The organism is Dyella thiooxydans (genome assembly GCF_001641285.1).
Classification (GTDB): domain Bacteria; phylum Pseudomonadota; class Gammaproteobacteria; order Xanthomonadales; family Rhodanobacteraceae; genus Dyella_A; species Dyella_A thiooxydans.
Genome location: NZ_CP014841.1, coordinates 3,803,532 through 3,825,715 on the forward strand (window position 1 = coordinate 3,803,532; position 22,184 = coordinate 3,825,715).

General features: G+C 69.1%; 25 protein-coding genes. 17 read left to right on the forward strand and 8 right to left on the reverse strand.

The window, feature by feature from the left end; genetic code table 11:
• The first annotated feature begins 60 nt into the window (after nucleotides 1–60).
• From ATSB10_RS17090 to ATSB10_RS17100, 3 genes are all read left to right on the forward strand, one after another.
• A complete protein-coding gene (locus ATSB10_RS17090) occupies nucleotides 61–1,695 on the forward strand; it encodes a carboxylesterase/lipase family protein (protein ID WP_063673921.1) in 1,635 nt (544 codons plus the stop codon).
• 80 nt (nucleotides 1,696–1,775) lie between these two features.
• Nucleotides 1,776–3,452: a sensor domain-containing diguanylate cyclase gene (locus ATSB10_RS17095; RefSeq protein WP_063673922.1), complete on the forward strand. Its 1,677-nt coding sequence runs from the start codon at nucleotides 1,776–1,778 to the stop codon at nucleotides 3,450–3,452.
• A gap of 73 nt (nucleotides 3,453–3,525) precedes the next feature.
• The gene (locus ATSB10_RS17100; RefSeq protein WP_063673923.1) at nucleotides 3,526–4,032 is read left to right on the forward strand and encodes a DUF6630 family protein; all 507 of its coding nucleotides are present in this window, start codon (nucleotides 3,526–3,528) and stop codon (nucleotides 4,030–4,032) included.
• 4 nt (nucleotides 4,033–4,036) lie between these two features.
• On the opposite strand, the gene ATSB10_RS17105 is transcribed toward ATSB10_RS17100, so the two are convergent.
• Entirely contained in the window at nucleotides 4,037–4,309 is a 273-nt protein-coding gene (locus ATSB10_RS17105) for a hypothetical protein (RefSeq protein WP_063673925.1), read from the reverse strand.
• A 115-nt stretch (nucleotides 4,310–4,424) separates the two neighbouring features.
• On the opposite strand from ATSB10_RS17105, the gene ATSB10_RS17110 reads away from it, so the two are divergent.
• The 3 genes from ATSB10_RS17110 to ATSB10_RS17120 all read left to right on the forward strand — a co-directional run bounded on the left by ATSB10_RS17110 (nucleotide 4,425) and on the right by ATSB10_RS17120 (nucleotide 7,767).
• The gene (locus tag ATSB10_RS17110) at nucleotides 4,425–5,759 is read left to right on the forward strand and encodes a Xaa-Pro dipeptidase (protein WP_063673927.1); all 1,335 of its coding nucleotides are present in this window, start codon (nucleotides 4,425–4,427) and stop codon (nucleotides 5,757–5,759) included.
• Between the two features lie 163 nt (nucleotides 5,760–5,922).
• The gene (locus tag ATSB10_RS17115) at nucleotides 5,923–7,308 is read left to right on the forward strand and encodes a cytochrome C (RefSeq protein WP_236886450.1); all 1,386 of its coding nucleotides are present in this window, start codon (nucleotides 5,923–5,925) and stop codon (nucleotides 7,306–7,308) included.
• Between the two features lie 84 nt (nucleotides 7,309–7,392).
• Nucleotides 7,393–7,767, forward strand: a complete 375-nt coding sequence (locus ATSB10_RS17120) for a YciI family protein (protein ID WP_017460505.1) — start codon at nucleotides 7,393–7,395, stop codon at nucleotides 7,765–7,767.
• Between the two features lie 144 nt (nucleotides 7,768–7,911).
• Here ATSB10_RS17120 and ATSB10_RS17125 read toward each other — a convergent pair whose 3' ends face one another.
• Nucleotides 7,912–8,757 (reverse strand): endonuclease/exonuclease/phosphatase family protein, encoded by an 846-nt coding sequence (locus ATSB10_RS17125; protein ID WP_063673929.1) that lies wholly within the window; start codon nucleotides 8,755–8,757, stop codon nucleotides 7,912–7,914.
• A 24-nt stretch (nucleotides 8,758–8,781) separates the two neighbouring features.
• Complete coding sequence (gene pncA, locus ATSB10_RS17130) at nucleotides 8,782–9,432, reverse strand: bifunctional nicotinamidase/pyrazinamidase (RefSeq protein WP_063673932.1); 651 nt, start codon at nucleotides 9,430–9,432, stop codon at nucleotides 8,782–8,784.
• Nucleotides 9,433–9,579: 147 nt separating this feature from the next.
• On the opposite strand from pncA, the gene ATSB10_RS17135 reads away from it, so the two are divergent.
• The 3 genes from ATSB10_RS17135 (at nucleotide 9,580) to ATSB10_RS17145 (ending at nucleotide 11,417) form a co-directional block, all read left to right on the forward strand.
• Complete coding sequence (locus tag ATSB10_RS17135; RefSeq protein WP_063673934.1) at nucleotides 9,580–10,296, forward strand: HAD family hydrolase; 717 nt, start codon at nucleotides 9,580–9,582, stop codon at nucleotides 10,294–10,296.
• Nucleotides 10,297–10,418: 122 nt separating this feature from the next.
• A complete protein-coding gene (locus tag ATSB10_RS17140; protein WP_063673936.1) occupies nucleotides 10,419–10,874 on the forward strand; it encodes a PA2169 family four-helix-bundle protein in 456 nt (151 codons plus the stop codon).
• A 57-nt stretch (nucleotides 10,875–10,931) separates the two neighbouring features.
• Nucleotides 10,932–11,417: a putative toxin-antitoxin system toxin component, PIN family gene (locus ATSB10_RS17145; protein WP_063673939.1), complete on the forward strand. Its 486-nt coding sequence runs from the start codon at nucleotides 10,932–10,934 to the stop codon at nucleotides 11,415–11,417.
• Here ATSB10_RS17145 and ATSB10_RS17150 read toward each other — a convergent pair.
• Nucleotides 11,356–12,300, reverse strand: a complete 945-nt coding sequence (locus ATSB10_RS17150; protein ID WP_063673940.1) for a sulfotransferase family protein — start codon at nucleotides 12,298–12,300, stop codon at nucleotides 11,356–11,358. The two genes, ATSB10_RS17145 and ATSB10_RS17150, sit on opposite strands and share 62 nt — an antisense overlap.
• A gap of 149 nt (nucleotides 12,301–12,449) precedes the next feature.
• Here ATSB10_RS17150 and ATSB10_RS17155 point away from each other — a divergent pair, with 149 nt between their 5' ends.
• Both ATSB10_RS17155 and ATSB10_RS17160 read left to right on the forward strand, forming a co-directional pair.
• The gene (locus ATSB10_RS17155) at nucleotides 12,450–12,638 is read left to right on the forward strand and encodes a CPXCG motif-containing cysteine-rich protein (protein WP_063673941.1); all 189 of its coding nucleotides are present in this window, start codon (nucleotides 12,450–12,452) and stop codon (nucleotides 12,636–12,638) included.
• Between the two features lie 29 nt (nucleotides 12,639–12,667).
• Nucleotides 12,668–13,054, forward strand: a complete 387-nt coding sequence (locus ATSB10_RS17160; protein WP_063673942.1) for a hypothetical protein — start codon at nucleotides 12,668–12,670, stop codon at nucleotides 13,052–13,054.
• Here the strand turns inward: ATSB10_RS17160 and cls are convergent.
• Nucleotides 13,051–14,430: a cardiolipin synthase gene (gene cls, locus ATSB10_RS17165; protein ID WP_063673943.1), complete on the reverse strand. Its 1,380-nt coding sequence runs from the start codon at nucleotides 14,428–14,430 to the stop codon at nucleotides 13,051–13,053. The two genes, ATSB10_RS17160 and cls, sit on opposite strands and share 4 nt — an antisense overlap.
• Nucleotides 14,431–14,713: 283 nt before the next feature.
• On the opposite strand from cls, the gene ATSB10_RS17170 reads away from it, so the two are divergent.
• Nucleotides 14,714–15,730, forward strand: a complete 1,017-nt coding sequence (locus tag ATSB10_RS17170; RefSeq protein ID WP_063673944.1) for a zinc-binding alcohol dehydrogenase family protein — start codon at nucleotides 14,714–14,716, stop codon at nucleotides 15,728–15,730.
• Nucleotides 15,731–15,806: 76 nt separating this feature from the next.
• A complete protein-coding gene (locus ATSB10_RS17175) occupies nucleotides 15,807–16,097 on the forward strand; it encodes a hypothetical protein (RefSeq protein ID WP_063673945.1) in 291 nt (96 codons plus the stop codon).
• 43 nt (nucleotides 16,098–16,140) lie between these two features.
• Here ATSB10_RS17175 and ATSB10_RS17180 read toward each other — a convergent pair whose 3' ends face one another.
• The gene (locus ATSB10_RS17180; protein ID WP_063673946.1) at nucleotides 16,141–16,809 is read right to left on the reverse strand and encodes an energy transducer TonB; all 669 of its coding nucleotides are present in this window, start codon (nucleotides 16,807–16,809) and stop codon (nucleotides 16,141–16,143) included.
• A 288-nt stretch (nucleotides 16,810–17,097) separates the two neighbouring features.
• Here ATSB10_RS17180 and ATSB10_RS17185 point away from each other — a divergent pair, with 288 nt between their 5' ends.
• Entirely contained in the window at nucleotides 17,098–17,532 is a 435-nt protein-coding gene (locus ATSB10_RS17185; RefSeq protein WP_083966279.1) for a hypothetical protein, read from the forward strand.
• Nucleotides 17,533–17,647: 115 nt separating this feature from the next.
• On the forward strand, nucleotides 17,648–18,319 hold the full coding sequence (gene trhA, locus ATSB10_RS17190) for a PAQR family membrane homeostasis protein TrhA (RefSeq protein WP_063673947.1): 672 nt from the start codon (nucleotides 17,648–17,650) through the stop codon (nucleotides 18,317–18,319).
• A 3-nt stretch (nucleotides 18,320–18,322) separates the two neighbouring features.
• Here the strand turns inward: trhA and ATSB10_RS17195 are convergent, their stop codons facing one another.
• Entirely contained in the window at nucleotides 18,323–18,769 is a 447-nt protein-coding gene (locus tag ATSB10_RS17195; RefSeq protein WP_063674556.1) for a DUF456 domain-containing protein, read from the reverse strand.
• A 107-nt stretch (nucleotides 18,770–18,876) separates the two neighbouring features.
• Nucleotides 18,877–19,653, reverse strand: coding sequence for a ferredoxin--NADP reductase (locus tag ATSB10_RS17200; protein WP_063673948.1), 777 nt, complete (start codon nucleotides 19,651–19,653; stop codon nucleotides 18,877–18,879).
• Nucleotides 19,654–19,839: 186 nt separating this feature from the next.
• On the opposite strand from ATSB10_RS17200, the gene tviB reads away from it, so the two are divergent.
• Both tviB and ATSB10_RS17210 read left to right on the forward strand, forming a co-directional pair.
• Nucleotides 19,840–21,117 carry a Vi polysaccharide biosynthesis UDP-N-acetylglucosamine C-6 dehydrogenase TviB gene (gene tviB / locus ATSB10_RS17205; RefSeq protein WP_063673949.1) on the forward strand — a complete coding sequence of 426 codons (1,278 nt, stop codon included), beginning with the start codon at nucleotides 19,840–19,842 and terminating at the stop codon, nucleotides 21,115–21,117.
• Nucleotides 21,117–22,166, forward strand: a complete 1,050-nt coding sequence (locus tag ATSB10_RS17210; protein ID WP_063673950.1) for an SDR family oxidoreductase — start codon at nucleotides 21,117–21,119, stop codon at nucleotides 22,164–22,166. The genes tviB and ATSB10_RS17210 overlap by 1 nt, the downstream gene beginning before the upstream one ends.
• The last annotated feature ends 18 nt before the right edge of the window (nucleotides 22,167–22,184 follow it).

A 22,184-nucleotide genomic window follows, 5' to 3' on the forward strand; every position in this document is an offset into this window, starting at 1 on the left:
GCCGGTGCGGCCTGTTCTAGGCTTGGATGCCTGACGTCCGTCTTCCATGGAGATCCGCCGATGCCACGTTCGTCCCTGCTGCGGCGTTGCCGCCGGTCGTCGTTCCTGTTCGCCGTTGCGGCACTGACACTCCCGGCCGGCGCGGTGCAGGCGGCCGTTGTATCGGCGCCACACGCCCGGGTTTCAGGCGGCACCCTGGCGGGCAAACAGGCCACCGTCGATGGCGTGGCGCTGCAGGAATTCCAGGGCATTCCCTACGCCGCTCCGCCCGTCGGAACGCTGCGCTGGAAGCCGCCGCAGCCGTCGTTACCGTGGCAGGGCGTGCGCGACGCAACCGGTTTCGGGCCGCGCTGCATGCAGTTGCCGCTGTTCGGCGACATGGTGTTCCGCTCGCGCGGCATGAGCGAAGACTGCCTCTACCTGAACGTCTGGGCGCCGGCCGACCGCGGCAACGGAAAGCGCCCGGTGCTGGTGTATTTCTACGGTGGCGGCTTTCTCGCCGGCGACGGCTCGGAGCCGCGCTACGACGGTGCCAGCCTCGCGGCGAAGGGCCTGGTCACGGTCACGGTGAACTATCGCCTGGGCGTGTTCGGATTCCTGGCCACGTCGTCGCTTGCGGCCGAATCGCCGCAACACGCCGCCGGCAATTACGGGCTGCTCGACCAGGCGGCCGCCTTGCGCTGGGTGCGCGCCAACATCGCGCAGTTCGGCGGCGATCCTTCGCACATCACGATCGGCGGCGAGTCGGCCGGATCGATCTCGGTGAGCGCGCTGATGGCCTCACCCATGACCAGGCACCTGATCGTCGGCGCGATCGGCGAGAGCGGTGCGCTGATCGCTCCGATCGCGCCGCAGGCGCGCGCACAGGCGGAAGCCACGGGCGCGGCGTTCATGAAGCAGGTCGGCGCCGGGTCGCTGGCGGCGCTGCGCGGCATGCCGGCACAGACCCTGCTGCAGGCGAGCAGTCCCCAGGCCGCGCCGGCACCCGGGTTCGCGCCCGACGTCGATGGCCTGTTCCTCACCGAACCGCCGGCCGAGACGTTTGCCCGTGGCGCGCAGGCGCAGGTGCCGCTGCTGCTCGGCTCCAATTCGCAGGAAGGTTTCTACCCCGCGGTGCTGAAGAACGAGCCGCCGACCCCGGCCAACTACCGCGCCGCGCTGCAGCGGCTGTTCGGCGATCGTGCGGATGAGGCGCTGCGGCTGTATCCCGGCGCGACGCGCGAAGAAGTGATGCGTTCGGCCACCGCGCTGGCCGGCGACCTGTTCATCGCGCACAGCACCTGGCGCTGGATGGAGCTGCAGCACGCGCACAGCGCCGCGCCGGTGTACTTCTACTATTACACCCATCCGCGCCCGGCCAAGCGCGAACCGCAGGCCGGCGAGCAGCCGGACACGGGTGCCGTGCACAGCGGCGAGATCGAGTACGCGCTGGGCAACCTGGATGGCAACCGCGTGTATGCTTGGACACCGGCCGACCGTGCGGTCTCGCGCACCATGCAGGACTACTTCGCGAATTTCATCGTGCATGGGGATCCCAATGGCGCCGGCCTGCCGCAGTGGCCTGCGGTGGCTCCATCGCATGGTGGCCTGCTGCGGCAGACGATCGACGTGGATACCCGCACCGAGGTGGATCGCGGTGCGGCGCGACAGGCGTTCCTGCGCGATTTCCTTGCCTCGCATCGCGATCCGCTCTGAATCCGTAAGGGCATGGCTGCCTCACGACCTGGTCATACAGGGCGAGGCATGATGTCCCGCGGTTGAGCTGGAGTCTGTCCATGATTGCTCCCGATCCGGAAACCGAAGCCCGTCGCCTGGCCAGGTTGCGGGCGCTGGCAGTGCTGGACACCGCGCCGGAGGCACTCTTCGATGGCCTGGCGCAGGCGGCCGCTGCGGCCCTGGGCACTCCGATCGCCGCGGTGAACCTGATCGACGCGGATCGCCAGTGGACCAAGGCCGGCATCGGCGTGGAGGTCGGCGCCAGCCGTCCGCGCAGCGAGGCACTCTGTGCGCACGCGATTCTCGGCGATGCCGTGCTCGAGGTGCCCGATGCCCGGCGCGACCCCCGCTTCGCCGACAATCCCATGGTGGCCTGCCAGGGCGGCATCCGCTTTTACGCCGGCGCGCCGATCACCCTGGAAGACGGCTCGCGGCTCGGCGCGCTGTGTGCCGTGGACCGCGAGGCACGCACACTGACGGCCGCGCAGCGGGAGCTGCTGCGGTCACTGGCCAGGGTGGCATCGGAGGCCTTGCAGCTGCGGCTGGATTCGCTCGAGCGGGAGGTGTTGCTCGATCGCACCGGCCGGTTGGCGCAGGTTGGAGGCTGGTCGCTGAATCTCTCCGACAACACGCTGCGCTGGTCGCCACAGACCTTCCGGTTGCACGACCTGCCGGTTGGTGCGGCGCCGTCGCTCGAGCAGGCGCTGGCCTTCTATCCGTGCGAGGCACGGCAACGTCTGGTGCAGACGATCGACCGTGCGCGGCGCGAGGGCGGTGACTGGGATCTGGAGTTGCCACTGGTGACGGCGGCCGGACGCAAGCTCTGGGTGCATGCGATGGGGCGGGTGGAATACCTCGACGATGGCCAACCATACCGGCTGGTCGGCGCGATCCAGGACATCAGCATCCGGCGCCAGGTGACGAGCGCGCTGGAGACCAGCGAGCGCCGCTTTCGGCAGATGTTCCAATACAGCCCGGGGCTGATCTGCACGCACGACCACGAGGGCGTACTGCTGTCGGTGAACCCGGCGGCAGCGCGGGCGCTGGGCTATTCGGTGGGCGACTTGCTGGGCCGGCCGCTGTCCGACTTCATGCCCGAATCGCGTCGTCCCGCCTTCCGTGACTACCTGCTGCGGATCATCACCACCGGCAGCGACAGCGGCGTACTGGAGCTGCTGTCCAAGGATGGGCGACACCTCATGTGGCAGTACCACAACGTGCTCGACGACGAGGCGGACGAGCCTTACATCCTCGGTCATGCGCAGGACATCACCGAGCGCTTCGAGATGGAGCAGCAACTGCGCGAATGGTCCGTGCACGACGCGCTGACCGGCTGCTACAACCGCCGCTACCTGGCCGAACTGGAGGCCGGTCCGCCGCGCCGCTGGGGTTGCATCACGGTGGATCTGGACCATTTCAAACAGGTCAACGACACCTTCGGCCACCAGCGCGGCGACGAGGTGCTGCAGGAGATGGCGCGCTTCCTGAAGCGCCATGTGCGCGCGGGGGACGCCGTGGTGCGGCTGGGCGGCGACGAATTCCTCATGCTGCTGCGCGACGCCGACGACGGAGTGACCGCCGAGGCGATGCTGCGGATCGACCAGGACCGGGCGACGGCACCGATTGCCTTCACCCTCGGTGCGGCCAATTTCGGTGGCGAGGTGTCACTTGACGAAGGGCTGGCCGAAGCGGATCGGCGCCTCTACGCACAGCGGGCGCTGGATCGCGGCGGCTGAGCGTCTTTCCCCGCGCGCGGGTTCGCGCCACCATGCGCATCCCGCGCGAGCGCGCAACGCCACCACGACCGCCATGCACGAGTTCGACGACGATCCGGCCGACGAATCCGACGATTCGCTGGAAGCGCGCGTGTGGCAGTTGCTGCTGCTGGTCAATCCCGGCGACGAGGACAGCGCGCTGCGCCACTTCGCCGCCTGGCAGGATGTGCAGGCCGAATCCGGCGACCTGGCCGATCCGCTGGAGACGATCGGCGAGGTGATCGACTGGAGCGCCGGCTTCCGCGTCGAGGATGCCGCCACCCTGGTGCAGGCGCTGGACGAACTGGCCGCGCGCTGGAGCCTCTCGATCGACTGGGGCGGCGACCCCGACGACGAGGACTTCCTCGACGCCCACGAGGTGCCCGACTTGCTGGCGATCGCCTACGACCGCCTGCTCGAGCGTGGCTATACGACCTGGATCTACGAATCGCCGGGCGCCACATGGGCCGGCTGGATCACCCGGACCGAGGACGCCGAGCCGATGCGCGAGGTGGCCACCGCGCTGGGCGTGAACCTGCGCCCGGCCAGCGACGCCGGCTGAACGTTCAGCCGGCCTCGTCCGGGGCGTCGTCGAAGCCGGTGTAGTCGTCGGGGAACGCCGGGGTGCCGTCCTCTTCCAGCCCGGCCAGGTCGGCCAGGGCCTTGGCGGCCGCGGCTTCGGCCTTGTCCTGTTCACGGAAGCTGCGGTTCTCGCAGATCGCGTAGTAGACCGGAAAGCCGCCGGCCAGCGGGGTGACCGCCAGCCAGGCGGTGTAGCGCGAGCCTTCCAGGCTGGCGCCGCTGCGGACGAGGAAGCGGTCGAAACGGCGTTCGGTCATGGTGGGGTCTCCTGGCAGGCCGGCAGTGTAGCGGTGCATGCGTCGAACGTCGGGCTGCCCAGTTGCCCGGGCGGCCGGTAGAGTCGGCGGGCCACTCCACCCAGGGGAATTCTCGATGTCCAATCGCCCGCTTTTCGTCCCGCGCCTGCTGTGCGGCGCCGTCCTTGCCGTCCTCGCCGGACCGGGCTTCGCCCGCGATGTCGTTCCGGCCGCGCCCGTCACCGCGGTGAAGGCCGCGCACTGGATCGATACCGAATCCGGCCGCGAGCGCGGCCCGGTGGTGGTGCTGGTGCAGGGCGGGCGGATCACCGCGGTCAACGAGGGCACCGACGTGCCGGCCGGCGCGAAGCTGGTCGATCTGGGCGACGCCACGTTGCTGCCCGGCCTGATCGACGTGCACGTGCACCTCACCTCCGACCCGACCACCGGCACCGGCAACTACTACCAGGACGCCCTCACGCTGGACGTGATCGACGACGCGGTGATCGCGCCGACGCTGGCCAAGCGCACGCTCGATGCCGGCTTCACCACCGTGCGCAACGTCGGCGCGCCGGGCTACGTCGACGTGTCGCTGCGCAATGCGATCGACCGCGGACTGATCCCCGGCCCGCGCATGCTGGTGGCCACCGTGCCGCTGGGTTCGACTGGCGGCCACGCCGACGACACCACGGGCTTTTCGCCGGACATCCGTTTCGAAGGCCCCACCGGCGTGGCCGATGGCGTGGACGCGGTCCGTGCGCGCGTGCGCGAGGACGTCAAGCGCGGCGCCGACGTGATCAAGTTCATGGCCAGCGCCGGCGTACTCAGCAACGAGGCCTCGGTGGGCGCGCCGCAGTACACCCAGGCGGAGATGGACGCGATCGTCGACGAGGCGCACCGCTGGGGCAAGAAGGTGGCGGCGCACGCGCACGGCGCCGAGGCGATCAAGATGGCGATCCGCGCCGGCGTCGATTCGGTCGAGCACTGCAGCTTCATCGACGCCGAGGGCCTGAAGATGGCCAAGGCGCGCGGCACCTACCTCGACTTCGACATCTACAACGACGACTACATCCTGGCCGAGTACGCCAAGCTCGGCACGCCGCCGGCGCAGATCGCCAAGGAGAAGCTGGTTGGCCGCGTGCAGCGGGAGAACTTCCGCAAGGCGGTTGAGGCCGGCGAGAAGATGGCCTTCGCCACCGATGCCGGCGTGTATCCGCACGGCTGGAATGGCAAGCAGTTCGCCAAGATGGTGCAGTGGGGCATGACGCCGATGCAGGCGATCCAGTCCGCTACCTGGAATGCCGCCGACCTGCTCGGCTGGCGCGACCGCGTGGGCGCGATCAAGCCGGGCCTTTACGCCGACCTCGTCGCGGTGAAGGCCGATCCGCTCAAGGACGTCAGCGTGCTCGAGCATGTCGACTTCGTGATGAAGGGCGGCGTGGTCGATCGCAGCGACATCGGCGAACGTTGATCTCGGGTGTCCCTGGGGCTGTGGCGTTCCGCCACGCCCCAGGAACGCACTATCGTGCGAACGCGAATGCGTGTTGACGCGAGTCAATTCGGATCCGGTCGCGCAGGCCGATGCTTCCTCCAAGGCCGCCAAACAGGGGCGGTGATGCCTGGAGGATTCCAAAATGAAAGCTGTGTCTCCCGGAAGGGGCAAGCGCGTGTTGCGCGCAGGTGGCGGCCTCGCGCTGCTCGGACTGGTCGTGGCCATGTTCGGCACGGCGGCCAGCCGGGTCGATGCAGTGCCGTCTTTCGCTCGCCAGACCAAGCTGCCGTGCAGTGCCTGCCACATCGGCGGCTTCGGCCCGCAGCTCACCAGCTTCGGTCGCCAGTTCAAGCTGATGGGCTACACCATGAAGACCGGCGACGGCCCCGACGTGCCGCTGTCGGCGATGCTGGTCGAGTCCTTCACGCATACCGCGAAGGCGCAGACCGACCCGCCGGCCGACGGCTTCAGTCGCAACAACAACGCTGAACTGCAGCAGGCCTCGGTGTTCCTGGCCGGGCGCGTCAGCCAGCACGTGGGCGTGTTCGCGCAGGCCACCTACTCGGAGAATGGCGGGCTGCTTGGCTGGGACAACATGGACGTGCGCTACGCCAACAGCTTCACTTCGGGCGCGCACAACGCGATCTGGGGCGTCTCGCTCAACAACAACCCGACCGTCACCGACGTGTTCAACACCGCGCCGGCCTGGCAGTTCCCGTACATGAGCGCCGACCTGGCTCCCGGTGCACCGGCGATGCCGATGCTGTTCGGCGGACTCGGCGGGCAGGTGATCGGCGTCAACGGCTACCTGCAGCTGGACGGCAAGTGGTACGGCGAGGTCGGTGCCTACCGTTCGCTGTCGCCTTCGTTCCTGCGTGACGTGAACGCAGACTTCGACGGTCGCCTCGCCTCGACCGCGCCGTATGCGCGAGCGGCCTACACCTGGAATCTGCCGGCCGGAAACCTCGAGGTGGGTGGCTTCTACCTGCATGCCCGCCGCGGACTGCCGGGGACCAACGCTGCCGGAGACGCGGTGGCCGTGGCCGGGCCGTCGGACCGCTTCGACGACCTCGGCGTCGATGCCAGCTACCAGCGCGCCTTCGGCAGCAACCACCAGATCACCGTCAATGCGCTGTACGTCGACGAGCGCCAGAAGCTCGACGCCACCTACGGTTCGGGCGGATCGAGCAACCTCAAGGGGCGTCTGGACGCGCTCAACCTCGATGGCAGCTACTGGTACCGCAACACCTGGGGCGCCACGCTGGACCTGTTCGCCGACAACGGCCGCAGCGACACGATCCTCTACGGGGATGCCGGCAAGCCGGACACCCGCGGCGGAACGATCGAGGCCGACTGGAATCCGTTCGGCGAGTCCGACTCGTGGGAGCAGCCGTGGGCCAATGTGCGCGTCGGCCTGGAGTACACCTTCTACACCCGCTTCGCCGGGCGCGTGCACAACGTGGATGGCGCTGGCCGCAGCGCCAGCGACAACAACACGACCTACCTGTACGTCTGGCTGGCGATCTGACCGCCACCGCAGCGTGCAGGACGAGGGGGACACCGGCTAAGGTGTTCCCCTTTCCATTTCCGGTGCACGGACGGTGAGGTCGGCATGAAGTTCCTGGTGATGATCTACAGCGACGACCAGCTGCTCGGCGAACTGCCCTCGGGCCAGTTCGACCAGATGATGCAGGGGTGTTTCCGTCACGCCGACGAGCTGGCGGCCGAGGGCAGCCTGCTCGGCTCGCAGCAGCTCGAGCATCCGGTCACCGCGCGTACGGTGCGCGTGCGCGACGGCAAGACGGCGGTGTTCGACGGCCCGTTCGCCGAGACCCGCGAGTACCTGGCCGGCTTCAACCTGATCGAGGCCGCGGACATGGACGAGGCGGTGCGTATCGCACAGAGCTTCCCGTGGTCGCGCACCGGCGCGATCGAGGTGCGGCCGATCCGCGACATGGATGCCGTGCGCCAGCGCGTCGGCGCCTGAGCACAAAAAAGGCCGCGCCGGGTCGGCCGGCGCGGCCAAGGGGTTTGAACCGACCACTGCCATGGACGGAGCCGTTGCCGGAGGGGGATCCGCAGCGGCCCACGCAGTATCGGGAGCGGGTGTCTCAGATGCCGCGACGGGCGCTCAGGGCTGTTTCCAGTCCAGTACCGCGACCACCGGGAAGTGGTCCGACGGGTACACCTTGCCGTCATGCGCCGTGATCGTGTCGGCGCTCCGCGCGGTGAAGCCGCGGGTGAGGATCCAGTCGATCTGCTCGGTCGGCTGGCCGGTGAAGGCATGGAAGGTCTTGTCCGGGCCGGCGTGCTCCGGCGCGGTGGCGCGCGCATCGGTGAGCATCGTGGCGAGCAGGGCGTGGGCCTGGCTGGTCGGGGTGGTGTTGAAGTCGCCCACCAGCACCACCGGCACGGTCTTCGGCAGGGCCTCGATGCGCGCGAGGATCTCCTTCGCGCCCTTGGTGCGCGCCGCTTCGTCCTCGTCGCGGTAGGGCAGGTGGGTATCGAAGAAGTAGAAGCGGCGGCCGTCGGCTTTCCGTTCGAACAGCGCCCAGGTGACCATGCGCGGGAACGGGTGGCCCCAGGAAACACTGCCCGGCACGTCCGGGGTGTCGGACAGCCAGAAATTGCCGGACTTCAGCACCTCCAGACGATCGGTGCGGTAGAACACGCCCATGTGCTCGTCGCCATCGCCGCCGCGACGACCCTCGCCGAACCAGGCGTAGTGCGGCAGCTTCGCCACCACGTAGTCGCCCTGTTCCTTGTGCAGCTCCTGCGTGCCGAACACGTCCGGGTCGGCGTCGCGGACGGTGCGTACGAACAAATCGCGCCGGTTCTCCCACACGTTCACCCCGTCGGGCGAGGGCGTGCGCACGTTGAAGGTCATCACGCGCAGCGGTGCGACGGTCGCCGCCCCCGCCGATCCGGCGAGGGCGAGCAGCAGGACGGCGAGCAACCAGGTGAGGGAACGATGCATGGGAAGCTCCATCTGAGCGGGGGATCAGCCGGCCAGGGCGGCGGCATCGGCCACCGCGATGCCGTCGCGGGCGAGTGCGGCGCGGGTGGGTTCGTCGCCGGCCGGCGTCACCGGTCGGCACAGGTCCCACAATACCCGCGTGCGGAAACCCAGGCGGGCGGCATCCTGCGCGCTCCACAGCACGCAGACGTCGCGTGCCAGGCCGCACAGGTAGACGGTGTCCACGCCGCGTTCGCGCAGCCAGCCCGCCAGGCCGGTCGAGGGACGTGCGCCGCCCGGTCCATGGTTCTCGCGGAACGCGCTGTAGGAGTCCACGCGCGGGTCGTTGCCCTTGCGGATCACCATGCCTACGCCGGACCAGTCCACCCCGGGGTGCAGCGCCGCCCCCGGCGTGCCCTGCACGCAGTGGTCCGGCCACAGCGTCTGCGGGTGGTCGTAGAGGTCGATGCTCTCGAACGGTGCGCGGTCGGGGTGCGAACTGGCGAACGAGACGTGGCCGGGCGGATGCCAGTCCTGGGTGGCGACCACATGGCCGAAGCAGCGCGTGCGCAGCAGCGCGTCGATGCCCGGCACGATCGTGTCGCCCTCGTGGCAGGCCAGCGCGCCGCCGGGCATGAAATCCCGCTGCAGGTCGATGACGAGAAGCGCGGCACGGGAGAGATGGGTGGTGGCCATGGCGGCAGCCCGGGAGAGACCAGCCCCGATGATGCCTGTTCAACGGCCCCGGCGGCGAGTCGGCGACGCCGCCGGAGGCTTCTGCGACAATCCATGTCCCCGCCGGCGGCGGGCAGTACTGCCATACACCCAGGGACAGGCGCATCCATGATCAAGATGGTCGGCTTCGACGGCGACGACACCCTCTGGCACAGCGAGGGCTATTACCAGGCCGCCCATGCAGCTTTCTCGGAAATCCTCGGGCACTACGTGGACCTGGGCGACCGCGGCCTGCACGACGACATGCTGCTGACCGAGCGGCGCAACCTGGCGCTGTTCGGCTACGGCGCCAAGGGCATGACGCTGTCGATGGTCGAGACCGCGATCGCACTCACCGACGCGCGCATCTCGGCGAAGGACATCCACCGGCTGGTGGAGATCGGCAAGGGCGTGCTGCAGCATCCGGTCGAGCTGCTGCCGGGCATCCGCGAGGCAGTGGAGGCGGTGGCGGACGAGCACGCGCTGGTGCTGATCACCAAGGGCGACCTGTTCCACCAGGAGAAGAAGGTCGCCCGGTCGGGCCTGGCCGACCTGTTCCGCCGCATCGAGATCGTGTCGGAAAAGAATGCCGACACCTACCGCCGGCTGTTCGAGGAATTCGCCGTGACCCCGGCGCAGTTCGCGATGGTCGGCAACTCGCTGCGCTCGGACATCGAGCCGGTGGTGCGCCTGGGCGGCTGGGGCGTACACGTGCCCTACCACGTGACCTGGAGCCACGAGCTCGATCACGGGCTGGGCGACTCGCACGAACGGATGCTCACGGTGGAGTCCCCGGCGGGTATTCCCGCGGCGGTGCGGGCACTGGGCGAACTGGCCGGCGGCTGAACGCGCCACGCTCCCTGCACACAGGTGAAGGTTCCGCTGGCGCGGGCTTCACCCGCAAGCGCAGGCATCGCAGCCAGCATGCGGACAAAGGGCGTATTGCCCCGCCCATCGAGGAGCGTCCCATGCCAGCCAGCCAGCACGATGTCGATCGACTGACCACCCTGATCGCCTATGCCAGCGCCAATGCCGACGCCTGCTTCGAGGCGGCGAACGACGCGGAGGGATTCCGCGTCGCCGCGTCGCTGACGCATCGCGCGCAGGAGCGCCGGGCAGTCGCCGCGCATCTGCGGGGCTGCCTCCAGCAGGACGGCTCCGGGGAGGCGCCTTCGTCGATCTCATCCCCCGCCCCGGTTGCTCCCAGGTTCGAGGCCCGGCGCGGTGTCGCGCCGGCCGATGCCAGGGTGGTCGAAATGGCGGGACGCGACGATGAGGAGCTGCAGGCAGCGTTCGAGTCGGCGCTCGACGACGATGCGCTGTCGCCGCAGGCGCGGATGGTCGTGCTCAAGGCCTACGTTGCCGTGCGTACAGGGGGCGACCAGATGCGCGACCTGCATCGCTCGCTGCAGAACGGCGCCTGACCCGGCGAGGTCGCTTGGGCTAAAGTGCGGCCGCCTCCGCATGCCAGCCCATCCGCCATGTCCCACGAGTCCCGCGATGCCGTGCCGCGCATCGTGCTCGATACCAACGTCTGCCTGGACCTGTTCCTGTTCCGGGATCCCGCCTGCGCACCGCTGGCGGGCGCGCTGACCGCGGGCCGGGTCCGCGCGGTGGCCGATGCCGCCTGCCGCGACGAGTGGCTGCGCGTGCTGGAGTATCCCAGCGTGCCGATCCGCCCGGAGCAGCGCGACGGCCTGCGCGAGCGTTTCGATGCCACGCTGGAGCAGCTCGTCGGGCTTCCCGATCCGGCTGGCCTCGGGCCATTGCCGGTGTGTCGCGACCCCGACGATCAGAAGTTTCTCGAGCTGGCCCTGGCGAGCGGGGCGCAATGGCTGCTCAGCAAGGATCGCCACCTGCTCAAGCTGGCGCGACGTACCCGCAAGGCGGGCCAGTTCCTGATTCTCAGACCGGACCAGTGGTCCGAGGCGCTGCTCGGACGGACGCTTTTGCGCGAGGCGGGCTGAAGCCCCCGGGGCTGGCCGGCGCATCGTCGTTGTCGGCCTCGCGGCACCGCTGCCGGAGCGGCTCGATCGACACCAGCCGCTGCGACAGCCAGTCGAGCAAGCCCGGGCCGAACAGCGTGTGCGCCTTGCTCTGCGGGGCGCGCAGGTTGCCCTGGATGGCGTGGCGCTTCCACGGCTCGTCGGCCAGGTCGGCGATCGGCCGGGCGCAGGCCTCGGCCAGCGGGGCACCGGGATCCAGCGCCAGCGCCTCGCAGAGCCGTCGCCATTCGCGCGGGGTATCGGCGACGAAATCGTCGAGGAACACGAAATGGTGATTCGGCTTGCCGACCTGCCGACCATGCAGGTTGGTCGCGCGGTTCCAGCGTTGCGCCCACAGCTTCGCGCCGCCGCCGAAGCCATGGTTGTCGTCGTAGTGGAGGTTGGCGTCGGCGATCGACGCGACCACGTCCAGACCATCGCGGATCACATGGACGAAACGGGCATCCGGCACGTGCCGCTCGATCTCGGGGATGTACAGCAGGTGGTTCGGCGTCTTCTCGATCCACATCGAGTGCCCGCCCGCCGCGGCGTAATCGTCGAGCAGCCCGACGAAGCGTTCGATGCATCCGGCCAGCCGCAATGGCACCGCCACGTCGCCGCCGCCCAGCCGTCCCTGCAACTGCTGCAGCACGTGCCGGCCGTGCCTGCGGGCGAAGCCCATCTCGACCGCGCGCCGCCGCCGGTGCGGGACGCCATGGTCCCGCCAGCGCCAGTGCAGCTCGCCGTACAGGTGCTCGAAGAACGCCGTCTCCGGCAGGGTGGCGACCTCGGGGTGGCGCGCCAGCATGGCCTGGACGATGGTCGTGCCCGAGCGGGGGCATCCGACGATGAAGGTGCGGCGCATGGGCGGCTCCGGTGTGGCAGCGGCGTGGATCGGCCCTGTCCGAACGTTCCCGCGGGGATCGGGTTGACGCATCCGGCGGCCGGCCCGACGGTCGGCGCGTCGCAGGCGATATGGTTCAATCGCAGCTCCCCCGAAGTGCCGAGGCCTGCATGCTGGATGCCGTGATCATCGATTGTCCTTACTGCGGCGAGCCGATCGAACTTCTGATCGAGCCGGCGGAGGCTTCATACAGCTACGTCGAGGATTGCCACGTGTGCTGCCGCCCCATCGACGTCTCGGTGCAGGTGGATCCTGCGGGTGGAATCGCGGTGAGCGTGGGGTCGCAGGACGATGTCTGAGTACCTTTCCGCCTGCCCTGGAGCGCCCCATGCCGTATGACCAGTCCTGGATGGGTTACGGCTTCGTTGGAGGGCTGGAGGCCGGCGCCATCAGTGCCGTCGCCGGGGCCCTGCTGTTCGCGCTGTTCCACGCCATTGGCCGCCGTGGTGGCTGGAGCGAGGCGAGGAAGATCGGCTGGTCGTACCTGCTCGGCGTGGTGCTGAGCGCCGGTGCGGACATCGGCAACCTGTTCTATTTCAACTACGGCCGGCTGCAGTCGCTGGCCCTGTTGCGCGCCAAGCTGGCCGAGGTGCACGACCCGGACAACCTGGGCACGCGGGTGTTCTGCGAACTGGTCGGGGTCGGCGTGGGGATCTGGCTGGCCTGGCTGGCGATCGACTGGCGCAGGCGGCGCGGCCGCGGGCCCGCCCGCTAGAGAATCGGGTCGAACAGCCGCGCCACGTGCATGGCCACACGGCGCAGGTAGGGGGCCTGGCGGTATTCGGCCTCGGTGACCGGACGGCATAACGCCAGATCTTTTTGCAGCATGGCTTCCACCGCGCGCGCGAAGCCATCGTCGACGGCGATCGCGCTCAGCTCGAAGTTCAGCCGGAACGACCGGCTGTCCAGGTTCATGCTGCCGATGGCGGCGGTGTGGCCGTCGACCAGCAGGGCTTTCTGGTGCAGGAAGCCCGGCTGGTAGCGATAGATGCCGATGCCGCGCTGTACCGCCTCGTGTGCGTGCAGGGTGGAGGCGAGAAACACGCCGCGGTGATCGGGGCGCGAGGGGATCAGCACGCGCACGTCGACGCCCCGCAGCACCGCCAGCTGCAGCGCGGCCATCACCGCTGCGTCGGGCACGAAATAGGGCGTGCTCAGCCACAGCCGCTCGCGTGCGGCATGGATCAGCGCGGTGAAGCAGAGTGAGCCGGTTTCCTGCGGATCGGCGGGGCCGCTGGTCACCACCAGCAGGCTGGCATCCCCTTGCGGTGGCGTGGGGGTGCCGTCGGGGAGCCGCATGCCGGTGGTCCAGCGCCAGTCGTCGGCGAACGCCTGGCGCAGGTCGGTCACGGCCGGCCCGGCAAAGCCCAGGTGGGTGTCGCGCCACGGCGACAGGGGCGGGCGTGCGCCGAGGTATTCGTCACCCACGTTGAGCCCGCCGACGAAGCCCTGCGCTCCGTCGATCACCAGCAGCTTGCGGTGGTTGCGGAAGTTGAGCTGGAAGCGGTTGCGCCAGCGCCGTCCGGCGAAGGCGTGTACCTCGACGCCGCCGCTACGCAACGCGTCGACGTACGACTCCGGCAGCTCATGGCTGCCGATGCCGTCGTACAGCAGGTGCACGCGCACGCCCGCGGCCGCCCGGTCCAGCAGGGCCCGGGCGAAGCGCTTGCCCAGGGTGTCGTCGTGGACGATGAAGAACTGCGCCAACACCTCGTGGCGAGCGGAGGCGATCGCGGCGAACATCGCATCGAACGCCGCCTCGCCGTTCACCAGCAGCTCGAGCGCGTGGCCGCGCCGGAACGGGCGCCCGGCCAGCGTGGCGAGCGCATCCAGGCGCAGGCAGGCCGGATGCGTGCCGGCTTCCACCGGCGGAGCGCCGGGCAGTCGCCGCGGCGTTTCCAGGTAACCATGCACCTGGCTCGAGCCGAGGTAGAGGTAGGGCACCAGCGTCACGTACGGCAGCAGTACCAGGCCGAGTGCCCATGCCATCGCTCCCTGCGGCGTGCGCGCATGCACCACCGCGTGCATCGCCACGATCGCGCCCAACACGTGCAGGCAGAGTGCCGACAGGGCGATGAGGTCGGTGAGCATGTCAGCGCCCTCCGCGCCGCGGAAGCACGGCCGCGCCGATCGCCGCACCTGGTCCGGTGCCGGCGCGGTGCCGATGCCATGCGCGCGTGCCGTGGTCCATGCGGGTCGGGATCTCGCGGGAAGGGCGGCTGCAGTCTGGCCAGTCGGTGGCCCCCGCGGCAAGCGGCCCCGCGTCCCTGCCTGCCGCCGGGACCCCGGTCCTCCGGCTTTGGTCGGGCATGACGCGTCGCAGGGTCGCGGTTAGCCTTGGTCCCCCGCGCCCCCGCCTCCCTCGAGAAACGCCATGAAAGCCGTTGCCTATCGCCATTCGCTGCCGATCGACGATGTCCGCAGCCTGATCGACGTCGAACTGCCGGATCCACCGGCACCCACCGGCCGGGATCTGCTGGTGCGGGTGCATGCGGTGTCGGTCAATCCGGTGGATACCAAGATCCGCCGCAACGTGGACCCGGCCGGTGCCGACAAGGTGCTGGGCTGGGACGCGGCCGGCGTGGTGGTGGCGGTTGGTCCCGAGGCCTCGCTGTTCAAGCCCGGCGACGAGGTCATCTACGCCGGCGCCATCGACCGCGCCGGCAGCAATGCCGAGCTGCAACGGGTCGATGAGCGCATCGTCGGACGCAAGCCGTCCTCGCTGGATTTCGCCCAGGCGGCGGCGCTGCCGCTGACTTCGGTGACCGCCTGGGAGCTGCTGTTCGACCGGCTCGGCGTGGCGCGCGGCGAGGCCAGCGGGACGCTGCTGGTGGTCGGTGCGGCGGGCGGCGTGGGTTCGATGGCGGTGCAGATGGCGCGCAAGCTCACCGGGCTGACCGTGATCGGCTCGGCGTCGCGGCCGGAAACCCAGGCCTGGGTGCGCGAGCTGGGCGCCCATCATGTGGTCGATCATCGCCATGGCCTGCTTGAACCGGTGCGTGCGGTGGCGCCGGAGGGCGTCGACTACGTGATGAGCCTGACCCACACCGAGCAGCACTACGAGGCGCTGGTCGAACTGCTCAGGCCGCAGGGGAAGCTGGGACTGATCGACGACCCGGCCACGCCGATCGACATCCGCGCGATGAAGCGCAAGAGCATCTCGCTGCATTGGGAATTCATGTACACGCGCTCGCTGTTCCACACCGCGGACATGGCGGCCCAGCACAGGTTGCTGCAGGAAGTGGCCGACCTGGTCGATGCCGGCGCGTTGCGGGGCACGATGCGCGAGCACTTCGGCACCATCAATGCGGCCAACCTGCGCCGCGCGCACGCCCAGCTGGAGAGCGGCAGCACCATCGGCAAGATCGTCCTGGAAGGATTTGGCGGCTGAGCCTGCAACCCTTTCCTCGCCGTCCGCATCTGAAGGATGCGGGCGCCCGGTCGGCGCCGATCGAAGGAGCAGGACGATGGTCACCCTGGCCGTGCTGGTGATGGTGGTGGGTTTCCTGTGGCTGGCGGCGTCGCTGGTCGGGTTCGTGTTCAAGCTGGCGTTCGCCGTAGTGGGCGGCGTGATCGGCCTGATGGCCGGTCTGCTGGGCCTGCTGGTGGGCGCGCTGGCGCTGTTGCTGGTGGCGCCCGTGGTGCTGCTGGCGCTGTTGCCGGTGATGCTGCCGGTGCTGGCGCTGGGCGGCCTGGTGTGGCTGGTGGTGCGGGCCTCGCGCCGTCCGACGCCGGTGCCGGTCAACGCCGGTCGCTGATACGCGAAGCCCCCGGCAGTCGCCGGGGGCTTCATGCCTGCCGCTACTCGCCGCGCAGGTCGAAATTCACCGGTACCCGCGCCCACGCGCGCACCGGCTTGCCATCGACCATGGCGGGCTGGAATGCCCAGCCACCCAGCACCTGCGAGCGTGCGCTGCGGTCGAGCAGCGTGTAGCCGCTGCTCCGCTCGATCTCCACGTCGATCGGCTTTCCCTGCTCGTCCACCAGCACGCGCAGCAGCACAGTGCCGTGCATGCGCTGGCGCACCGCCTGAACGGGGAAGCTCAACGGCGCGCGCCGATAAGCCAGACTGGCTTCGATCGGTGCGGGTGCCGCAGTGACTTCATGGGTCGGCGGTGACAGCGTCGGCACGGAGACCGGCGGAGCCTGCACATTGCCGCTCTCGATCGGCGCCACCACGGGCGGAGTCACGGGTGCCGGCTTGACCCGGGTGACCGGGGCCGGTGGTACCGGGACCGGCAATGGCTTGACGTCCAGCACCGGTGGCTGCGGCGGGATCGGCGGAGGCGGCTCGTGCCAGCGGATGGTAAGCGTGCGCGGTTCGGACGCCGGGGGGCTCAATTGCGGGGCCAGCGGCCGCATGGCGTTGACCAGCACGGCGAGGTTGAGGGCGATGGCGGCACTCAGTGCGGCGACGCGCAACTGGTCCGGACGGGAGCGACGGGCAACAGCCAGGCTTGCGGACGACATGGGCGACCTCCTGACGATCATCGATGCGGGTTGTGTGGCGCCGCCGCGCTGCCGGGGATGGCAGTGGGGACCGCGGAGACGCGACCCGAGCCTATGCCGGAAGTCATGGTCCGGGCAAGTGGACGTCTGGACGTCCAATCGTTTCATCTGCAACCAGATAGGCCGTGACTGCCGCCGCGAGCAACGGCTGCTCGTCGTCGCCGGGACGACGAGGCGCTTCCGCTCAGGCCGATGCGCCACAATGCAGCACGACCGGCCAGGCGCCGGCCAACCCGACGGAGCAGACCCATGACGATGCGAACCCTCCCGGCTGCCGCGGCCCTGCTGGCCGGGCTGGCATTCCTGCCATCCCTCGCGCGGGCAGGGGATATTTCCTGCAGCATGACCTTCCAGCTGTCCGGCTGGTCGGTGTTCTACAAGACCGCCACCGGCAGCGGCACCGTCACCTGCAGCAACGGCCAGAGCATGCATGTGAAGCTGCGGGCCAAGGGCGGCGGCCTCACCTTCGGCAAGACCCGGATCGACCACGGCATCGGCAAGTTCACCGGCGTCGACAGCATCGCCGACATCAAGGGGCACTACGCCAACGCAGAGGCCCACGCCGGCGCCGAACGATCGGCCGACGCACAGGTGGTCACCAAGGGCAGCGTGTCGCTGGCGCTCAGCGGCAAGGGCAAGGGCTGGAACCTGGGTATCGCCTTCGGTGCCTTCATCATCGAGTGAGCCGGGCGACCGCGCAGCGTGCGCTGACGCCGATTTCCGTGCGCAGGCGTATGCAGGCGCGGTCATCCGCGCTATGGTGCGGCGCACTAGAGGCCGCGAGGCGGCCGGTGGAGAGATGGTCGTGACCGCACAACCCTTCGTCGCAGTGCCGCGATACAGCTTTGGCGACGAGCTGGCCAGCAGCATCGTGCATGGCATCGGCGTGCTGCTGGCGATCGCCGGCCTGGCGGCGCTGGTGGTGGTGTCCTCGCGCTACGGCGAGGCTCGCGACGTGATCGCCAGTGCGGTGTACGGCACGACCCTGGTGCTGCTGTACACCGCATCCACGCTCTATCACGCGGTGCCCGTGCCATCGGCCAAGCCGGTGCTGCGTACGCTCGATCACATTGCGATCTACCTGCTGATCGCCGGCACCTACACGCCCTTCACCCTGATCGCCCTGCCGGGCCGCTGGGGGTGGAGCCTGTTCGCCGCAGTGTGGACGCTGGCGGCGATCGGCAGCGTGCTGGAGTTCGGCATGTTCCGCCGCTACCGCAAGCTGTCGGTGCTGCTCTACGTGGCGATGGGCTGGATCGGCATGGTCGCCTTCCGGCCGCTGGCGGCGCATCTGCAGGGCGGCGGCATGGCGCTGCTGATCGCCGGCGGCGTCGCCTACACCGCCGGCGTGCCGTTCTACCTCTGGCGGCGGCTCCCGTACCACCATTCGGTGTGGCACTGTTTCGTCCTGGCCGGCAGCGTGCTGCACTACCTGGCGATCCTGCTCTACGTGATCCCGGCCGCGGGCTGAGCGTCAGCCCAGCAGCATTCCCAGCGCGAACAGCCCGAGCATCGCGAACGACACCACCAGCTTGACCAGGGTGCCGAACAGCAGGCCGAGCCAGGTGCCGACGCCGACGTGGGTGGACCGCAGCACGCTCTGGCCGGCCAGCAGCTCGCCGGCGAGCGCCCCGGCGAAAGGGCCCAGCAGCAATCCGGGAATACCGAAGAACAGGCCGGCGAACGTACCCAGCGTGGCGCCCCATATGGCCTGACGGCTGGCGCCCACCCGCCTGGCACCGAGCGCGCCGGCGATGAAGTCCACGGCTACGCCGAAGGTGCCGAGCACGCCGAGTCCGATGAGCCACCACAGGCCGAGGTGGCGGTAGCCGTCCACCGCAGCGGCCAGCCAGATGCCGGCGAAGATCATCGGGATACCGGGCAGCGCCGGCAGCACGGCACCGGCCAGGCCGCCGAGCATCAGCAGGGCGGCGAAGACATACAGGGCGATGTCGAACACGGCGAGCCCGGGACGGCGCGGCCAGTCGCCGCCTGGCCACGGTAACGCGGCGGGCGGCTGGCGTCAGGTCACTTCTCGACGAAGGCCCGTTCGATCACGTAGTCGCCCGGCTCGCGGGTGCGCGGAGAGACCTGGAAGCCGCGCGCGTCGAGAATCGCCGCAGTGTCGTCGAGCATGTGCTGACTGCCGCACAGCATGGCGCGGTCCATCGCCGGATCCAGCGGCGGCAGGCCGATCGCCTGGGCCATGCGGCCGTCGACGATGGCGTCCGTGATGCGGCCCTGGTGGCGGAACGGTTCGCGCGACACGCTGGGGTAGTAGATGAGCTTCTCGCGCACCATCTCGCCCAGGTACTCGTGCTGCGGCAGCTCGTTCTGCAGGTAGTCGCCGTAGGCCAGGTCGCTGATCTCGCGCACGCCGTGGGCGACCACCACCTTGTCGAAGCGCTCGTAGGTCTCCGGATCGCGCACCAGGCTCATGAACGGCGCCAGGCCGGTGCCGGTGCTGAGCAGGTACAGCCGCTTGCCGGGCTTGAGGTCGTTCAGCACCAGGGTGCCGGTGGGCTTGCGGCTGACGATGACCTCGTCGCCGGGCTTGAGGTGCTGCAGGCGCGAGGTCAGCGGGCCGTTCGGCACCTTGATCGAGAAGAACTCCAGGTGCTCCTCCCAGTTGGCGCTGGCGATCGAATAGGCGCGCATCAGCGGACGCCCGTCCACCTCCAGGCCGATCATCACGAACTGGCCGCTGTCGAAGCGGAAGCCCGGGTCGCGGGTCGTGCGGAAGCTGAAGAGCGAATCGTTCCAGTGGTGCACGTCGATGACGCGCTCGGTTGCGAGAGCCACCATGGGGAGTACCGTTGTCCGTCGCAGTAGATGGGGCCGGCGCGCTTCCGAAGCGGCGCAGGCAGCCGCTCATTATCGCATTGCAGCGCAAAACCGTCAGATACCTGCGTCACACTGTCCGATGCCCGGTGACAGCGGTGGGGCAGGGACCGGTATCATTCGGCGAATTTCATGGGTTCAGGGGGCGGCATGCGGCAGATCGACCAGGCAAGGATCGCGATCGTGGGGTTGGGCTATGTCGGCCTGCCGCTTGCGGTCGAGTTCGGCAGGCACTATCCCACCGTCGGTTTCGACATCAATGCTTCGCGCATCGAGGAGCTTCGCGCCGGTCGCGACTCCACCCTCGAGGTGGACGAGGCCGAGCTGGCCCAGGCGACCCGGCTCGCTTTCAGTGCCCAGCTGTCCGACCTGGAGGGCTGCAACTTCTACATCGTCACGGTGCCGACACCGATCGACGCCGCCCGTCGCCCGGACCTGACACCGCTGGTCAAAGCCAGCGAGATGCTCGGCAAGGTGATCAAGGCCGGCGACATCGTGGTGTACGAGTCCACCGTCTACCCGGGCTGCACGGAAGAGGTCTGCGTGCCGATCCTGGAGCGGGTGTCGGGGCTGAAGTTCAACCAGGACTTCTTCGCCGGCTACAGCCCGGAGCGGATCAACCCGGGCGACAAGCAGCATCGCGTCACCACCATCCTCAAGGTGACCTCCGGTTCCACCCCGGAAGTGGCCGATTTCGTCGACCGCGTCTACGGCTCGATCATCACCGCCGGCACCCATCGCGCCAGCTCGATCAAGGTGGCCGAGGCGGCCAAGGTGATCGAGAACACCCAGCGCGACCTCAACATCGCCCTGGTCAACGACCTGGCGATCCTGTTCAACAAGCTCGGCATCGACACGCTGGAAGTGCTGCAGGCGGCGGGCACCAAGTGGAACTTCCTGCCGTTCCGGCCGGGCCTGGTCGGTGGCCACTGCATCGGCGTGGATCCGTATTACCTCACCCACAAGGCGCAGGAGGTCGGCCATCACCCCGATGTGATTCTCGCCGGTCGCCGCACCAACGACGGCATGGGTCCGTACGTAGCCAACGAGGTGATCCGGCTGATGGTGCGCAAGGGCATCAATCCGGTGCACGCGAAGATCCTGATCCTTGGCCTGACCTTCAAGGAAAACTGTCCGGACCTGCGCAACACCCGCGTGGTCGACATCGTGCAGGCGCTGCACGGCTATAACGCCGATGTCGACGTGTACGACCCCTGGGTCGACGCCGACGAGGCCGAGCACGAATACGGTCTGCGTCCCATCGATGCACCGGCGCAGGGCGGCTACGACGCGGTGATCGTGGCAGTCGCCCATCACCAGTTCGTGGCGCTGGGCGCCGAGGGCGTGCGCGCACTGGGGCGCGATGGGGCGGTGATCTACGACGTGAAGTACGTGCTGCCGCGCGAAGCGGTCGACGGGAGATTGTGATGGAGCGCAACGAGGTGTTCATTCCTGCCGCATTGCAGGCGCGCGTGCGCGCCGCACAGGGCCCCTGGCTGGTGACCGGCGCGGCGGGTTTCATCGGTTCCAACCTGGTGGAGACGCTGTTGCGGCTCGACCAGCAGGTGATCGGCCTGGACAATTTCGCCACCGGCTACCAGCACAACCTCGACGAGGTGCGGGAGGTCGTCGGGCCGGACGCCTGGTCGCGCTTCCGCTTCATCGAGGGCGACATCCGGGCGTTCGAGGACTGCCAGGCGGCCTGTGCCGGGGTCGCCCATGTGCTGCACCAGGCTGCGCTGGGTTCGGTGCCGCGCTCGATCGAAGATCCCCTGGCCACCCACGCGGCCAACGCGACGGGTTTCCTCAACATGCTGACGGCGGCGCGCGATGCCGGTGTATCCAGCTTCACCTATGCGGCCTCCAGCTCGACCTACGGAGACGAGCCGACCCTGCCGAAGGTGGAGGACCGCATCGGCCGCCCGCTGTCGCCGTATGCCGCCACCAAGCTGATCAACGAGATCTACGCCGAGGTCTACGCGCGCTGCTACGGTTTCCGCGCGATCGGCCTGCGCTACTTCAACGTGTTTGGTCGCCGCCAGGATCCGGATGGTGCCTACGCCGCGGTGATCCCGCAGTGGATCGCCTCGCTGATCCGCGGCGACGACCTGTTCATCAACGGCGATGGCGAGACCACCCGCGACTTCTGTCATGTCGCCAATGCGGTGCAGGCCAACCTGCTGGCCGCGTTGTCCGCCGACGAGGCGCGTGACCGCGTCTACAACGTGGCGGTCGGCCAGCGCACCAGCCTCAACCAGTTGTTCGACCTGCTGGTGGGCGGCCTGCGGGAGCAAGGGGTGAATTACGATCGCCGGCCGGTCTACCGCGATTTCCGCGCTGGCGACGTGCGCCATTCCCTGGCGGATATCGCCCTTGCCGCCAAGCATCTCGGCTACGCACCCACCCACACCATCGCCGATGGCCTGCATGACGCGATGCCCTGGTACCTGCAGTTCATCGCCCGGCAAGCTGGCTGATTTCGGCCAGGCCCTGGG